Consider the following 15,550-nt stretch of genomic DNA (forward strand, 5'->3'; position numbering starts at 1 on the left):
GGGCTAAGGTCTTCTCCGAGCACCTGACGTATCCACCGGCTCTGGAGCCTGTCCTTTTGATTGAAGGTCAAGGCGGGCGCATTGCCGATAGCCTCTGCCGTAACGCCCTGCGGGAAATGCCGGGAAACAAAATCGGGGCTCGCCGTTGCGTGATAGCGGAGCGCGCCGAGAAACATGTGCCGGCAGCCCTGAACCGGCTTTTCCAGGCTGGAGACGGCAGCGATCACCTGCCCGCGCCGTAGCCATTCGGCGGTATGGTCCTCGTCATCGATCGCAATATTGAAGAGGTACGCAGAGCGTCTGGCGAAACTGGACATGGCCGTAAGGAACCATGTTCCAAGACTGTCGGCATTCGTCGCAATGTGCAGCGTCACCCTAGGCTCGGGTTTGGCCGGATCGACAAGGGCGGGTAGATGCTTGAACAGGTCTGCTTCGAGCATGCCGACATTCTCCATGTGCCGGCAGAGCCATTCTCCCTTCTCCGTTGCAGTGCACGGGGTGCCCCGCACGACCAGAACGATGCCAAGACGTTCCTCAAGCTGTTTCACCCGCTGCGAGACGGCCGAGGGCGTGACGTTGAGAATGCCGGCGGCCTTTTCGAAGCTGCCTGTTTGAACGACCGCGGATACGGCGCGGAGAGCGGAATAGTCGATCATGAGTTAGTTTTGCTTAATCGGAGTTAGCAACATTAACTATCCTAAGTCGTCGGGATACGATAGCGGAAAGTCTCGATATTTCGGGAGCATTTCAAGGTGAACTTTCCGGTTTTTGGAACCGGCCTCATGATGGGGCTTAGTCTGATTGTCGCGATTGGCGCGCAGAACGCGTTCGTGCTGCGCCAGGGCCTGCGCAACGAGCATGTATTCGCCGTCTGCCTCGCTTGTGGTTTGTCGGACGCTGTGCTCATCACGCTGGGCGTAACCAGTTTCCGGCAGATCAGCGCATGGCTACCCTGGCTCGATCCGGCAATGCGCTATGGAGGAGCGGCGTTCTTAATCTGGTACGGCGGCAAAAGCCTCTATTCCGCCTTTCGCTCGTCGGGAGCGCTGGCGGTGCAGGAGGCGGGTCTATCGAATTTTCGAGCGACTCTTGCGACCTGTCTTGCCCTTACCTGGCTCAACCCGCACGTCTACCTTGATACGGTCATGCTGCTTGGTACCATCTCGACCCGGTTTCCGGGATACGAGGTATCGTTCGCGTCGGGAGCCGCAACCGGCTCGTTTCTGTTCTTCTTTTCGCTTGGCTACGGTGCGACCTGGCTACGGCCGATCTTCTCGAAGCCGGCATCGTGGCGAATCCTGGAAACCCTCATTACTTTTACGATGTGGATGATTGCCTTCAACCTATTGAGGGAGATGTAGCCACGGATCTGCCGGGATGTCCGCAGGGGTCGAAAGTGCACGATCCGCCATCCCGCTTTTGGCGACGTCATAAAAAATTCGATCGTGGCGCCCAAAAGACAGAGACAGGCGCCTGGTTTGCACGTTACGTTTCGACCGACCTTCCGTAACAACCAACAGCATGATTGGGCCTCAGATTGACTGCCGAACTCCACCATCTCCTGATTGTCTACACAGCCTATGTGATCGCAGCCGGAAGCCCCGGCCCCAGCAATATGCGGATCATGGGGGTGGCGATGCATAACGGGCGGCGTGCAGCCCTCATACTCGCTGCCGGCGTGGTCAGCGGTTCGATCTTCTGGGGTGCGATGGCTGCAACAGGTGTCTCAGCAATCTTGACCCGCTATGCGGAAGCGCTGATCGTACTGAAAATCTTCGGCGGTCTTTATCTTCTTTATCTCGCCTTCAAGGCGGGTAAAGCGGCACTTGCTTCGAGCGATCAGGCTGTGTCGCATACGGGGCGAAATGGTGCCGCGGTGTCGGGAGCAGAACTCTACCGGCGCGGCTTACTTATGCACCTTAGCAATCCGAAATCGATCCTTGCGTGGATCGCCTTGGTGACGCTGGGTCTTGGCCCAAACTCGTCATGGCACACGCTTGCGACGATCCTTGGCGGTTGCGCGGTGTTGAGCGTGACCATCTTTTGCGGCTATGCGGTCATTTTCTCGACCGCACCCATGGTTCGCCTGTACAGTCGCGCGAGGCGCTGGATCGAAGGAGTACTGGCCTTGTTTTTCGGTGTTGCCGGTCTCCGGCTGTTATTGGCGCGCACGTAAGTATGGGGAAAGCATCATGAAGCTCTTCACTGGCCTCTCGGCTTTCTCAATCACGCCCACGGATGCCTCCGGACGTGTCGACACGGCCGCGCTCGCACGCCTCCTCGAACGCATTTCCGCGGCCCGCGCCGACTCGATCGGATTGCTGGGAAGCACCGGCGGTTACGCTTTTCTTTCGAGACACGAGCGACAGCGTGCCGTCGAGTCGGCAATGGCGTGCGTTGGCGGGAAGATACCTGTCATCGTCGGTGTCGGCGCGCTGAGAACCGACGAGGCGCAGGCCCATGCCCGTGATGCCAGGAAGGCGGGAGCGAATGGTCTTCTGTTGGCTCCCATGTCCTATACTCCCCTGACGGACGAGGAGGTCTTTCAGCATATTCTGGCCGTTGCGGAAGCGGGTGAACTGCCCTTGTGCATCTACAACAACCCGAGCACCACCCGCTTCACCTTCACCGACGATCTGATCGTCCGTCTGGCGAGCGCACCGAACATTGTCGCCGTGAAAATGCCGCTTCCCACCCATGGGAATGTTAAGGCTGAAATTACGCGTTTGCGAAGGCGCACGCCGGATGGCTTCGCAATCGGCTATAGCGGCGATTGGGGCGCAGCCGACGCACTGCTGGCGGGCTGCGACGCCTGGTACAGCGTGATCGCTGGCTTGTTGCCTTCCGAAGCCGTTGCTCTGACGAGAGCAGCCCAAGCAGGAGACGCCCGCGAGGTCGAACGCCTCGATCAGGCCTTTCAACCCTTGTGGAGCCTGTTCAAGGAGTTTGGCAGTTTCCGCGTAATGTACGCGATAGCTGACGCCCTTGGCCTTTGTCGCGCCGCGCCACCACGGCCAATACTGCCTTTGCCGCCAACAGACATGCCAAGAGTGAAAGACGCACTCGATCGTATCTTGATCTGACCGCACATAGGCGCATTTGGGAGCTGGCCAAGGCGTGATGGTTCCGCAGCCGGAAGGAGCCTCATCTGGACCGAGGATTTGATTATGTTGGCCTTTGAAGACGTTGAAAACGTACTTGGGCTTTCCTGCCAAGGGAGGTGGCTCTTCGGTCGCCATTCGGGTTGATATCGCGCATCGAGGGCGGGCTGCCGATTGCTGCACTGGAGCGGCTGGCCCATCTGCTTGCGCAATACGACCGTCAGTTCAAATATCGCTCTATTGGGGCCGCCGATTGTTTGGCGCGTAATTTCGGACGCGGGACGCAGTGGCTCCGGACAGGTGTTTCGTGTGGTGACCGGGAGTGTGTCAAAAAAGCTGTCTTAAGGTCACTGATCCGGCTGTCCGTCCGAAGCTGTTTCGCCTCATCATAGCAGCCGGCCGCTTGCGTTACCGACTTTGTATTTCGTCGCATGTTCTAACGATCCGGCGATCTGACCGAGCCGCATTCCGTGTAAGGCGCGATGCAACTGCAGAATCGAGAACCCCCGTGGCGTTGCCGGCCAGCGGCGTTGCCGCGGGTCTGTATCCAAGCCCGCGACTTTCGCGCATGGCACTGCGAGGGGAGTGGGCTGCTTAGCCGAGTTGCGCCCGGCTGGGTGCCGACGCCCATAGGATCTGACGGGCGCCGGCAATTTCACCGTCGGCAGACAGTTGCATTCGGCTGCGGCACGCTGCGTCAGACGAACCCAGGCACGACGAAGACCAACCAGGCAACCAGCGGCCCGATGATCGCGATCAGGGCGCTGTAAATCAGCAGTTGACGCAGCACCTTCTCGCGTTTGTCATCCGGGGCGTTGGCAACGACGAGTGCGCCGTTGGTGGAAAACGGGCTGGTATCAACGATGGTCGTCGAGATCGCGATTGCCGCTACCACGCCGACGGCGCTGATATGACCTTGCAGCAGGAATGGCACCGCCAAGGGAATGATGGCGCCAAGGAGCGCTGTCGAGGATGCAAAGGCCGAGACGATGGCGCCCGTGAAGCAGAGCAGCAGCGCAACCAGGAGCGGCATGCCGAGACTTGAAATGCCCTGCGCGACATAGTCGACCGTGCCGGCTTTTTCCATGACGCCGACATAGGTAATGATGCCGGCAATCAGCAGCACGGTCGACCAGCTTACCTTGTCTATTGCCGCCTTTTGAGTTTTCGGTGACAGCAGCGCGAGAGCAACTGCGACAGTCATGGCGACCAGCCCTACATTGAACTTGAAGACCAGGGCACCGATGCCGAGAGCCGTCAAGCCGATCAAGGTGGATATCCGCTCGCTGGTGAGGCGGAATGTTGCAGCTGTGTCGGCGGCCGTGCCGTAGGCATGCTCTCTGATCGGCTTTGCGGGCGTGCCCCCATGGCCTCTGATCGATGCCGATACGCCTTCAGGGTGCAGTTCGGGCAAGGGGCCGAACAATACCGATTGCTGCTTCATTACTCGCGCACCGCCAAAAACGAAGAACACCAGTACGGCAATCGCCAGATTGAAGAAGAAGCTGGAGAGGAATAGCGATGTCGGAGCCAAGGGCAGGCCCGCCTTCGCGACGATCTGATTGGTAATGCCGCCATAGACACTGATCGGCGAAAAGCCGCCGGCCTGTGCGCCGTGGATGACCATCAGGCCCATCATCACCGGGTGAATCCTGTATTGCACGGCAAAGCTCAGCGCCACTGGCGCAAGGATGGCCACGGCTGCCGGCCCCAGCGCTCCAAAGCCGGTAATGACCGCAGCGACCAGGAACATCACCCAGGGGATCCATGCGACATGCCCTCGGACCAGGCGGACGGCGCATTCAACAAGCCAGTCGATGGTGCCGTTGATCTGCGCGATCGCAAAAAGGTAGGTCACGGCGACCAGAGTGAGGAATAGATCGCTCGGAAAGCCTGCGAAGATATCGTTGGCTTTCATACCGATTATCAGCGTGCCGAGCAGGAACGTGCAGGCGAAAGCAAGTGCGCCCATGTTGATTGGCTGGATCGTTGCGACGACAAACATGCCGATCAACAAGAGTATGGATAGTATTTCGACGCTCATGATTCCCCTCCCTCCGGCGCTCTCGCGCCGGCAGCTTTTCGTTTGCAACAATTGAAAATGTCTGCGCGCCGTCCTCCCAGAAGGCGCGCAGGCGGATCAGGTTTTTGCGTAAAGGTCGGCGTATCTCTGCCGAAGAACGTTCTTCTGCACCTTGCCCATGGCATTGCGCGGCAAATCCTCGGCGAAGATGATGCGCTTCGGCTGCTTGTACCGTGCGAGCCGGTCGTGGAGCGCATGAAGAATGGCGCCTTCGTCAAGCGCCGTATTGGGTTTGCGCACAACGATGGCCGTGACGCCCTCTCCGAAATCGGGATGAGGAATTCCGATGACGGCACTTTCGGCGACGCCATCGAGTTGGTCGATCTCGCCTTCGACCTCCTTGGGGTAGATGTTGTATCCGCCGGAAATCACCAGGTCCTTGCTACGGCCGACAATGTGGACATAGCCGTCCGTGGCGATCATGCCGAGGTCGCCGGTGATGAAGAACCCGTCGGAGTTGACTTCGGCTAACGTCTTTTCCGGCATTCGCCAGTAGCCCTTGAAGACGTTCGGCCCCTTGATTTCGATCATCCCGGTTTCATCGTGCCGCAGCACGGCGCCGGTGGCCGGATCCGTAACGCGCACTGTCACTCCAGGAAGCGGCAAGCCGACCGTTCCGGCGATCCGCGCTCCGTCATAGGGATTGGACGTGTTCATGTTGGTTTCGGTCATCCCGTAGCGCTCAAGGATGGCATGACCGGTGCGCTTTTCGAACTCGACATGCGTTTCGGCAAGCAGGGGCGCCGAACCAGAAACGAAGAGGCGCATATTCGCGACCGCCTGCTTGTCGAGGCGGCGGCTCTGCAGGAGGCGCACGTAAAAGGTCGGGACACCCATCAGCATGGTCGCCTGCGGCATCAGCGCCACGACCTCGTCCGCATCGAATTTCGACAGCAGGAACATCGAGGCACCGGCAAGCAAAGTGACGTTGGTGGCCACGAACAGCCCGTGCGTGTGGAAGATGGGCAATGCGTGGATCAGACGATCGCCGGATGTAACGTGCCAGCAATCGCGCAAGGTCGTGGCGTTTGAAAGGAGATTTTCATGCGTGAGCATCGCCCCCTTGGAGCGGCCCGTGGTTCCTGAGGTGTAAAGGATCGCCGCCAGATCATCTGCCGAACATGACGCATCCACGAAATCAAGCGGTTCGTCCCGTGCTAGATCGAGCAACGAGCCTGCACCGTCTGCGTCAAGCGTTTCGACGATTGCGCCATGCGCCACCGCAATTGTTGCGACCGCCTCACGCTGAGCCGGCGAGACCACAACCAGGCGCGGTTCGGCATCGCCAATGAAGTAGTCGAGTTCGGCGAGCGTGTAGGCTGTATTCAGTGGCAGATAGACAGCGCCACAGCGAAGGCAGGCCAGGTAGAGGATCAGGGCTTCAGCGCTCTTTTCCACCTGCACCGCAACACGATCGCCGGGGCGAATTCCGAGGGCGTCGATCGCACTGGCGATGCGGCCAGAAAGGTCCAGCGCCTCGTCGTAGGTCCAGATCCGTCCGCCATTGATGCGGATGAATGGGGCATTTCCGGGTGCGGCGGCCCGTATGGCGTCGAAAAGATGGTTGCTCATGTCGCCCTCCTCCAATTGCTGTTTCACGATTCGCGCGAAAGTCCGCGAAGCCTGACGACCTTTGTGGCGTCCCCGTTCCGGCCGAGGAAATTTTTGACAGCCGGTGAGGCTGCAACTTCACCACGTTGCGCAAGTGCCTCGTGATTGGCTACGATGTCGTCGAGCTTGTAGAGATAGTTGACCATCAGACCGTGCGCCTGTGCCATCGCCCTGGCCGAGTGGTCGCCGAGAAAATTCAGTCTTTCCAGCCGCGCCCCGTTGCCCAGATGGAAACGGGCGACGGGATCAAGCGGGCGACCCTGCGGCGTGCGTTCGATCAAAAAATAGCGCGCCGCAAGCGGCAGCAACACGCGCTCCACCTCAGCCGCCTTCGCCGCGTCGTCTGCCCATCTCGGATCGTCAAGTAGCGCCAGGGCCTTGCGATCGGCATCCGACGGCAGCGGGCCGGCTGTCGAGGCACGCGCTTTGGCGAGCCAGCGGGCAAAGCCTGGAACGGGCGAGAGCGTCACAAAATTCTTCAATCCGGGCAGGTCTCGCCGCAGGTCCTCGACGACCTGCTTGATCAGAAAGTTGCCGAAGGAGATTCCGCGGAGGCCGTCCTGGCAATTGGAGATCGAATAGAAGACAGCCGTCGTCGCCTCGTCGGCGTTGATCTGCTCTCTGCCTTCGTCGAGCACGTCCGCGATGGTGTTTGGTACCGACCGCGTGAGTGCCACCTCGACGAAGACAAGCGGTTCGTCTGCGAGGCGAGGATGGAAAAAGGCAAAGCAGCGACGGTCGGCTGGCGCCAGGCGGCGGCGCAACTCCTCCCAACTGGCGATCTCGTGCACGGCTTCGTATTTGATGATCTTTTCGAGAATGTGAGCCGGCGTCGACCAGTCGATTGGCCGAAGTGTGAGAAAGCCGCGATTGAACCAGGAGCCGAAGAGGTGGGCAAAGTCAGTGTCGATGGCGCGATATTCGTCCGCTTGCGCGGCTAAAGCGAGAAGTTGCTGACGCATCTGGACCAGCTTGGCCGTACCATTGGGCGCTTGGTTCAATCGGCGCAGGAGTTCCTGGCGCCGTGGTTCAGCTGCCTGATGAAGCGCCGTGATCGTCTCGGAGTTCTTTTCCGCATTATACGTTTCGATTGCCTCATCGAGTTTGGCCGTGTCTGGCCCGAACCTGTCATAGAGCATTTGCAGAAACTGCCGCACGCCGTCGGCTTCAAGTTTACTCCACCGATCGAGGATCTCGGCAGCAATGGCCATCCCGGACGCCTCGCCGCGGCTCGACATCAGCATTTCGCAGAGGGTTTCAAAATCGACTTTTGTCGCATCCGCGGGCGTGCGCGAATCCGCAAACAAAAGCTTGCGTCCGCGATCCGTGATGTTTTGCAGCATGTCGCTGAAAAATGAGGTTCCAGGCATGCCATTCTCCTCCCTGCTTCGCGGCGGTAAAGGCGTCCGGATCGCCCCGTTCTCATTTCCGAGGCATCGCGGTATAGTATTTAAACTGGCGCATATCGCGTACAATGTCAATCATTGTGTATACAAGAAGCTGATTTTGGTATTATCAAGGTGGAACGCATGTCTGAAAACGTTGGCAGGTGGCTTCGAGACGAGATTGAAAACTCTATTCTTTCCAATGAGTTCGCGCCCGGCGAACGGCTGGACGAAATGGTGTTGGCCACCCGGTTCGGTGTATCTCGGACACCCGTCCGCGAAGCGCTGATGCAGCTCAATGCGATTGGGCTTGTCGAGATTCGCCCGCGCCGCGGGGCGGTCGTCATCGATCCGGCGCCGCACAGAATTTTCGAGATGTTTGAGGTCATGGCAGAGCTCGAAGGTCTGGCTGGATCGCTCGCTGCCCGCCGGCTGGATGACGAATCTCGCGCGGCAATCACGGCTGCCCATAGGCGCTGTGAGCTGTCGGCCGGGGCCGGCGACAGCGACGCCTATTATTACGACAACGAGGAATTCCATAAGGCCATCTACGCAGCAAGCCGCAGCGAGTTCCTTGAGGAGCAGTGCCTGCAACTGCATCGGCGTCTGCGGCCTTATCGGCGGCTTCAGCTACGTGTACGAAACCGCTTGTCGACGTCCTTTTCCGAACATTGCACCATTGTCGATGCAATTTTTTCCGGAAACTGCGAGGAGGCTCGCCGTCTATTGCGGGCACATGTCGGAATACAAGGCGAGAGGTTCAGTGATCTGGTCGCCAGCATGACGGCACGGTGACACAGGTCGAAGGCAGCAAGCTGGCGCCACCGGTATTTCTGTGCGTTCTGGAATCCCTGCGCAGCCTGAAAAGGCATGGGACGCAGTTTCGTCGGCCATTTCGGCTGGCATGGGTCAAATGTCGGCCAAGAGGGGCCGCGCCGTCCGGCGCGGCCCGTTCAATGAGGAGTGACGATCGCCGAGGCCAGTTGTCGAAGGTTAAGGGTGCCGATGGCCGCTCCCGTCGAATCCATTACGGCGGCGTCCTCATCGGCGCGTCGATCGGTCAATATCCTCATTGCATCTTCGATTGTCGTTCCCGATGCTATGTTCGTGCCGTTCGGCCGGTGTCCCGGTTCGGCCGGCGTCATAATCGCATCCACGTGGATCACCCGTCCCCGATTGACCTCCTTCACGAAGTTGGCGATGTATTCGTCGGCCGGTCTAAGGACGATGTCCTGGCTGGTGCCTTGCTGAATGACCTCGCCGTCCCGAAGAATGGCTATCTGGTCACCCAGGCGGAGGGCCTCATCGAGATCGTGAGTGATGAATACGATCGTCTTTTTGATCTCCTTTTGCAGGTCAAGCAGGACGGTCTGCATGTCCATTCTGATCAGCGGATCGAGTGCCGAGTATGCTTCGTCCATCAGCAGGACCGGCGCGTCGTTGGCGAGCGCGCGGGCAAGGCCGACGCGTTGCTGCATGCCACCTGAAAGCTGATTGGGATATTTCTGTTCGAATCCGTTCAGTCCGACGCGCTCGATCCATCGCATGGCGGTCTCGACGCCTTTGGCGCGAGGGACACCTTGGACTTCCAATCCGTAGATCGCGTTTTCAAGCACGTTGCGATGCGGAAGCAGCGCGAATTTCTGAAACACCATTGCCGTCTGGTGGCGACGAAACTCCTGCAATTGCGCGGCGTTCATCTTGACTACGTCGACACCCTTCACCAGGATCTCGCCTGCAGTCGGATCGATCAAACGGTTGATATGCCTGATCAACGTGGACTTTCCGGAGCCCGACAGGCCCATGATCACCTGAACGCAACCAGCCGGCATCTCGATGTTAATATCTTTCAGACCAAGCACGTGTCCGTGCCTTTCGTTCAGTTCGGCTTTGCTGAGACCGTTCCGGACGGCGTCGACATAGGCCGCGCCGTTAGGCCCGAAGATCTTGTAAAGGTTGCGTATTTTAATCCCTTCGAAGCGTTCATCAGCCATGGACCACCTCCCGGTGCTTCTGCAGGCGGTGTCCGTATGCCTGGCTGACCCGGTCGAAGATGATTGCGATGCCGACGATGGCGAGTCCATTGAAGATCCCCAGTGTAAAATACTGATTGGCGATGGCCTTGAGAACAGGCTGACCTAGGCCCTGCACCCCGATCATCGAGGCGATAACCACCATGGCAAGCGCCATCATGATCGTCTGGTTGATTCCGGCCATAATCGTCGGCAGCGCCAGGGGGAGTTGAACATTTCTGAGCTTTTGCCAGCTTGAGGAGCCAAAAGCATCGGCCGCTTCCAGCACATCCTTGTCAACGAGGCGGATGCCAAGGTTGGTCAATCGGATCATCGGAGGTATCGCATAGATCACGACTGCGATAAGTCCTGGCACGCGTCCGATGCCAAGCAGCATCACCACAGGTATCAGGTAGACGAAGCTGGGCATCGTCTGCATCACGTCAAGGAGTGGATTGACCACTCTCTGGACCCGGTCCGACCGCGACATGAGGATTCCAATCGGGATTCCGATAGCGATGGACAAGATGGTGCAGACCAGGATCATCGAGATGGTCCGCATGGTGTCGTCCCACATGTCGAGGTAGCCGATTGCCAGCAATGTCAGAAGACAGCCCAAGACCACCTTGACGCTTCGGCTGCCGGCCCACGCGATGGCTAAAATCATCAGCGTAATAATCGGCCATGGCGTCTGCGTCATGAAACGCTCTGCGGCCATCAGGAAGTGCTGCAGCGGCGAGAACATGTTTTCGATACCTTCACCGTAAGCGCGGGTAAATGATCTAAATCCGTCGTCTATCGCCTTCTTGAGATTGCGAAGAGCGTCATCATCCATGTGCGGGAATTTGTAAAACCATTCCATGCGGTTCCCCTTTTCTTAAAAAGAGCCGGCCAAATTCTTCTTATTTTCGGCGTTTACGTGTGCGGTGCGCATGGATACGCACCGCACACAGGACTTACAGAGAAGCTTCGATCTTCTCTGCTGCTTCAGGCGAGACCCACTTGGTCCACAGGTCCTTGTTTTCTTTCAGGAAGTGTTTCGCACCATCTTCGCCGGACGCTTGATTTTCAGTCATCCAGGCCATCAGCTTGCCGACCGTGTCATTGCTCCAGGAGCGCTTTTCGAGGTAGGTCATGACCTCAGGACCGACCTTTTGCGAAAATGGTTTCGCCACCAGGGTTACGACCTTGTCGACAGGCCAGGCGTTCGGCTTCGGATCAGGGCAATCGGCCACGGTGTTGCAGCGCTTCCATTCGGCCGCATCATGGGGCACACCGGCATCCAGCTTTACCATCTCATACTTGCCCAGTAGCGCAGTGGGCGCCCAATAATACGTCGCAAAGCCCTGCTGGCGCTCATAGGCTTTTGCAATCGCCCCATCGAGGCCGGCGGCCGAACCAGTGTCAACAAGGGTGAAGCCCGCCTTGTCAGCGTCGAAAGCCTTGTAGAGCTGCGAGGTGACGATCGTTCCTCCCCAACCCTGGGGACCGTTGAAAATCGCGCCCTTCTTCGAATCCTCCGCATCGGGGACAAGTTCGGGATGTTTCAGCATGTCGGGGATCGTCTTGAGGTCGGGATGAGCCTCGGCAAGATATTTGGGAATCCACCAGCCTTGAACGCCGCCATCGGGAAGAGGGGAGCCGACTTGAATGATCTGACCGTCTTCCGTTCCTTTCTTCACGACATCCGGCAGAAGATCGATCCAAGCTTCGGGCGCGATATCCGGCTGGCCCTTCTCTGCCATCGAAGTGATGGTCGGAACCGTGTCGCCAACGGTGATGTCGGCGCTACATCCATAGCCTTCATTCAGAATAATCTTGTCGAGGTTTGAAAGAACCTCTGCGCTTTGCCAGTTCATGCTGGCGATCGTCACGCTTCCACATTCTGCGGCGCTGACAAGCGATGTTCCGCCGAGAAGGCCGAACATCAGGCATGTTGATGCAAGGAGTTTGTCCATTATCGTTCCCTTTGTTGAGCGGCGCTTTTTGAAGCGGGGCGCTGCGTTAGCCCGCTCATGCGGTCGTCAGGAGGCGCCTCCCATACTCACCGATTTTTTAAATGCCGCCGAAAGTCCTTCCGAAACGGTGGCTTCCAGGCCAAAAGCGCGCATCGCCTCGATCGCCGCTGCGGTCGTACCCCGATAGTCGAGAAACGAATTGACGACGTTGTTCGGACAGTCATCTTGATGCTCAAGCAAAGCCCCGGCCCCTATCAGCACCGTGTTCACGGCGCGCCGTGCGATATCTGTGGGAAGGCCGTGGTCGACGGCATCTTTCATCATGGCGGCGGCGAACAGCGCCGGAAACGCAGGCCCCGACCCGGACAAGCCAGTCAAATAGTCAATATCGCTTTCGCCATTTACCTCATCTTCGACGCCAAACGCACGAAAGATACGACGTGCGATGCTTCGATCGGCCTCGTCCATGTCACCTGATGCAATCCAGGGCGTATAGGATCTGCCAACTTCTGCCGCGGCGTTGGGTAGGGCGCGGACAACGCGGCCCGTTTGATGATTTGCCGCAAGCTGGTCCAGGCGGATGCCCGCCATAACAGAGATGACGAGTTTGCCGTGGGCGTCGACCGACAGAGACGGCCAATCGGCCGGACGGACAGAAACGATGATCACGTCCGATCGATCCGCAAGCTCCTGGTTGTTTTGCGTGCAGTGAACGTTCGGAAAAGACGCGGGCCTCGCATGCCGATAGGAGAGCGTGAGTCCTGCGTGGTCAACAACGCCCTTGTTGAGTATCGCGCAGGCAAGGGCTTTCCCAAGCCACCCTCCGCCACCGATCACGCCGATCCTGAGTGAGTCCTGCATCCGCTTCATCTCATTTCGGTTTATGGCCATGCCTGGCAAAGAAGCGGTCTAGCTCTCTTTGCTGGGGTATCTGGCCGGTGTAGATCGCGATATATTCGGGAATACGCTTCATTCGCACCGCGATCTCTTCGCGGGACTGCATCGAGATGTAGCCGATCTGAACGAGATAGGTCGTCCGGGCCCGGACGTCGGCTGTTGTTTCCTCGAATCCAAAGCGCATGAACATTCGCTTGAGCGCCTCAAGCCGAACTTGATCTGCCTTTTGGACCTCGAAAAGAATCTCTTCCGATTGCAGCGCCCAACTGCGCACTGCAAATTCGAACTTGGAGTCAAACAAATTCTGATCGAGCCAGCAATCAAAAACGTTCAGCATGGCCTCGGCAAGTGATTCTGCGTAGGCTTCGCTCTGCTTTATTATATTTCCGGTGTTTTTTTCTCGCCAGCGCGCAATCAGGCCGGCAAGCAATTCTTCGCGATCCTTGAAGAACCAGTAGAAGCTCGTCCGAGAAAGGTTGAGTTTCTTGGCCAAGGGAAGAATTTTCACTGAATCAACGCCCGACTCCAGCAGAGATTCGTAGGCCGCTTCCAGCCATCCCTCCTGCGATCCGCGCCAACCGGTATCGTTCAAAGCCTGCTCCATGATTGACCTCCTAACAAAAAATGAAACCCGACACAAGAAAAATGTACACATATGTCGACAACAATGACCTTAGTGTTTTGTATGTTGACACGTATGTACATTTCCGCATAGCGTCTAGCACAACCGTCCTAGTCCGGAGCCCGACAGATGTCGAACGATCCTCTCCTTCAGCCTTATCAGCTCAAGCACCTGAAGCTTCGCAACCGCATCATCGTAACGTCGCACGAGCCAGCATACCCTGCCGATGGTATGCCCAAGGAGCGCTATCTCGCCTACACCGTAGAAAGGGCAAAGGGCGGCGTCGCCATGACGATGACGGCCGGCTCTGCGGCTGTTTCGAAAGACAGTCCGCCCGTCTTCAACAACCTGCTCGCCTACAAGGACGAGATCGTGCCGGGGCTGAAGGCAATGACCGATGCGGTCCATGAGGAAGGGGCGGCGATCATGATCCAGCTCACGCACCTCGGCCGTCGGACGCGCTGGGACAAGGGCGACTGGCTCCCCGTTGTCGCACCGTCGCATCAGCGCGAGGCCTCACACCGGGCTTTCCCCAAGAAGATCGAAGATTGGGACATCGAGCGCATCATAAAGGACTTTGCCGACGCTGCAGAACGCATGAAGGCCGGGGGCATGGATGGCGTCGAACTGGAGGCCTATGGACACCTGCTTGACCAATTCGCGTCCCCGCTGACCAACGAACTCGAAGGTCCTTACGGTGGTTCGCTCGACAATCGCATGCGTTTCTGTCTGGATGTTCTAAAGGCGATCCGGAAACGGGTCGGAGAGGACTTCATTCTGGGAATACGCTACACCGCTGATGAATGTCTTCCCGGCGGCACCGGCAAGGCTGAGGGACTCGAAATTTCCAAGCGCCTCAAAAAAAGCGGCCTTATTGACTACTTGAATGTGATCCGCGGTCATATCGACACCGACGCCGGCCTCACAGATGTCATCCCGATCCAGGGTATGGCGAACTCCCCGCATCTCGATTTTGCCGGTGAGATTCGCGCCGCGACGGATTTCCCCACCTTCCACGCCGCCAAAATCCCGGATGTTGCAACTGCCCGCCATGCGATTGCGTCGGGCAAGGTCGATATGGTCGGTATGACCCGCGCTCATATGACGGACCCGCACATCGTTCGCAAAATCATGGAGAAGCGCGAAGAGGACATCCGTCCCTGCGTCGGCGCCAACTACTGTTTGGACCGCATTTACCAGGGTGGGGCGGCCTATTGCATCCACAATGCCGCGACCGGCCGCGAGCTGACTATGCCGCATGTGGTCAAAAAGGCGAACGTTCGTAAGAAAGTTGTCGTCGTCGGCGCAGGCCCGGGGGGGCTGGAAGCCGCAAGGGTTGCAGCCGAGCGCGGCCACGACGTCGTCGTATTCGAGGCGGCCAACGATCCCGGCGGTCAAATCCGCTTAACGGCCCAAAGCGAGCGCCGCAGGGAAATGATCAGCATTATCGACTGGCGGATGAACCAGTGCGAGAAGTACGGTGTGGTCTTCCGTTTCAACACCTGGGCAGAAGCCGACACGGTGGAGGCGGAGAGGCCCGACGTGGTGATCATCGCCACCGGTGGGATGCCGCATACTGACGTCCTCTCCACAGGTAATGAACTTGTCATCTCGGCCTGGGACATCATTTCGGGTGACGTGAAACCAGGAACGAACGTTCTTATCTTCGATGACGCGGGCGACCACGCAGGGCTGCAGGCTGCCGAGTTCATTGCCAAGGCGGGCGCCAAGGTGGAAATCATGACACCTGACCGTTCCTTCGCCCCGGAAGTCATGGCGATGAACCTCGTGCCCTATATGCGTTCGCTGCAGAACCTCGACGTCACCTTCACGGTGACCTTCAGGCTTGAAGCGGTCGAAAAGCACGGCAATCAGCTCATT

General features: G+C 58.3%; 13 protein-coding genes and 1 pseudogene. 5 read left to right on the forward strand and 9 right to left on the reverse strand.

The window, feature by feature from the left end; all coding sequences use genetic code 11:
• Window positions 1–656: LysR family transcriptional regulator ArgP (locus C9413_RS13760; RefSeq protein WP_170250559.1), on the reverse strand; the 656-nt coding region annotated here is incomplete at its 3' end.
• 96 nt (window positions 657–752) lie between these two features.
• On the opposite strand from C9413_RS13760, the gene C9413_RS13765 reads away from it, so the two are divergent.
• The 3 genes from C9413_RS13765 to C9413_RS13775 all read left to right on the forward strand — a co-directional run bounded on the left by C9413_RS13765 (window position 753) and on the right by C9413_RS13775 (window position 3,083).
• Window positions 753–1,361 carry a LysE/ArgO family amino acid transporter gene (locus tag C9413_RS13765; protein ID WP_040115869.1) on the forward strand — a complete coding sequence of 203 codons (609 nt, stop codon included), beginning with the start codon at window positions 753–755 and terminating at the stop codon, window positions 1,359–1,361.
• Between the two features lie 176 nt (window positions 1,362–1,537).
• Entirely contained in the window at window positions 1,538–2,176 is a 639-nt protein-coding gene (locus C9413_RS13770; RefSeq protein ID WP_040115868.1) for a LysE family translocator, read from the forward strand.
• A 16-nt stretch (window positions 2,177–2,192) separates the two neighbouring features.
• Complete coding sequence (locus tag C9413_RS13775; RefSeq protein ID WP_040115867.1) at window positions 2,193–3,083, forward strand: dihydrodipicolinate synthase family protein; 891 nt, start codon at window positions 2,193–2,195, stop codon at window positions 3,081–3,083.
• Between the two features lie 715 nt (window positions 3,084–3,798).
• Here C9413_RS13775 and C9413_RS13780 read toward each other — a convergent pair.
• The 3 genes and pseudogenes from C9413_RS13780 to C9413_RS13790 all read right to left on the reverse strand — a co-directional run.
• A complete protein-coding gene (locus C9413_RS13780) occupies window positions 3,799–5,145 on the reverse strand; it encodes an SLC13 family permease (RefSeq protein ID WP_040115866.1) in 1,347 nt (448 codons plus the stop codon).
• Between the two features lie 96 nt (window positions 5,146–5,241).
• Entirely contained in the window at window positions 5,242–6,756 is a 1,515-nt protein-coding gene (locus C9413_RS13785; RefSeq protein ID WP_170250560.1) for a malonyl-CoA synthase, read from the reverse strand.
• A 24-nt stretch (window positions 6,757–6,780) separates the two neighbouring features.
• Window positions 6,781–8,165: pseudogene (locus C9413_RS13790) on the reverse strand (malonyl-CoA decarboxylase); the annotation flags it as partial.
• Window positions 8,166–8,324: 159 nt separating this feature from the next.
• Here C9413_RS13790 and C9413_RS13795 point away from each other — a divergent pair.
• Window positions 8,325–8,975, forward strand: a complete 651-nt coding sequence (locus C9413_RS13795; RefSeq protein WP_040115863.1) for a GntR family transcriptional regulator — start codon at window positions 8,325–8,327, stop codon at window positions 8,973–8,975.
• A gap of 158 nt (window positions 8,976–9,133) precedes the next feature.
• Here the strand turns inward: C9413_RS13795 and C9413_RS13800 are convergent, their stop codons facing one another.
• From C9413_RS13800 to C9413_RS13820, 5 genes are all read right to left on the reverse strand, one after another.
• Window positions 9,134–10,174 carry a glycine betaine/L-proline ABC transporter ATP-binding protein gene (locus C9413_RS13800; RefSeq protein WP_040115862.1) on the reverse strand — a complete coding sequence of 347 codons (1,041 nt, stop codon included), beginning with the start codon at window positions 10,172–10,174 and terminating at the stop codon, window positions 9,134–9,136.
• Window positions 10,167–11,054 (reverse strand): proline/glycine betaine ABC transporter permease, encoded by an 888-nt coding sequence (locus C9413_RS13805; RefSeq protein WP_040115861.1) that lies wholly within the window; start codon window positions 11,052–11,054, stop codon window positions 10,167–10,169. The genes C9413_RS13800 and C9413_RS13805 overlap by 8 nt, the downstream gene beginning before the upstream one ends.
• Before the next feature lie 94 nt (window positions 11,055–11,148).
• Complete coding sequence (locus C9413_RS13810; RefSeq protein WP_040115860.1) at window positions 11,149–12,150, reverse strand: ABC transporter substrate-binding protein; 1,002 nt, start codon at window positions 12,148–12,150, stop codon at window positions 11,149–11,151.
• Between the two features lie 66 nt (window positions 12,151–12,216).
• Window positions 12,217–13,011 carry a pyrroline-5-carboxylate reductase dimerization domain-containing protein gene (locus C9413_RS13815; RefSeq protein WP_040116652.1) on the reverse strand — a complete coding sequence of 265 codons (795 nt, stop codon included), beginning with the start codon at window positions 13,009–13,011 and terminating at the stop codon, window positions 12,217–12,219.
• A gap of 10 nt (window positions 13,012–13,021) precedes the next feature.
• Entirely contained in the window at window positions 13,022–13,651 is a 630-nt protein-coding gene (locus C9413_RS13820; protein ID WP_040115859.1) for a TetR/AcrR family transcriptional regulator, read from the reverse strand.
• A 147-nt stretch (window positions 13,652–13,798) separates the two neighbouring features.
• On the opposite strand from C9413_RS13820, the gene C9413_RS13825 reads away from it, so the two are divergent.
• The coding region (locus C9413_RS13825; RefSeq protein ID WP_170250561.1) for an NADH:flavin oxidoreductase at window positions 13,799–15,550 on the forward strand (1,752 nt) is incomplete at its 3' end.

The sequence above is a fragment of the Rhizobium sp. SEMIA 4085 genome, assembly GCF_013004495.1.
Classification (GTDB): Bacteria; Pseudomonadota; Alphaproteobacteria; order Rhizobiales; family Rhizobiaceae; genus Rhizobium; species Rhizobium gallicum.

Bases quoted from the DNA above. Each gene is read 5' to 3' on its own strand.
- C9413_RS13775 (WP_040115867.1), top strand. From the start codon at position 2,193: ATGAAGCTCTTCACTGGCCTCTCGGCTTTCTCAATCACGCCCACGGAT.
- C9413_RS13780 (WP_040115866.1), bottom strand. From the start codon at position 5,145: ATGAGCGTCGAAATACTATCCATACTCTTGTTGATCGGCATGTTTGTC.
- C9413_RS13785 (WP_170250560.1), bottom strand. From the start codon at position 6,756: ATGAGCAACCATCTTTTCGACGCCATACGGGCCGCCGCACCCGGAAAT.
- C9413_RS13795 (WP_040115863.1), top strand. From the start codon at position 8,325: ATGTCTGAAAACGTTGGCAGGTGGCTTCGAGACGAGATTGAAAACTCT.
- C9413_RS13800 (WP_040115862.1), bottom strand. From the start codon at position 10,174: ATGGCTGATGAACGCTTCGAAGGGATTAAAATACGCAACCTTTACAAG.
- C9413_RS13805 (WP_040115861.1), bottom strand. From the start codon at position 11,054: ATGGAATGGTTTTACAAATTCCCGCACATGGATGATGACGCTCTTCGC.
- C9413_RS13810 (WP_040115860.1), bottom strand. From the start codon at position 12,150: ATGGACAAACTCCTTGCATCAACATGCCTGATGTTCGGCCTTCTCGGC.
- C9413_RS13815 (WP_040116652.1), bottom strand. From the start codon at position 13,011: ATGCAGGACTCACTCAGGATCGGCGTGATCGGTGGCGGAGGGTGGCTT.
- C9413_RS13820 (WP_040115859.1), bottom strand. From the start codon at position 13,651: ATGGAGCAGGCTTTGAACGATACCGGTTGGCGCGGATCGCAGGAGGGA.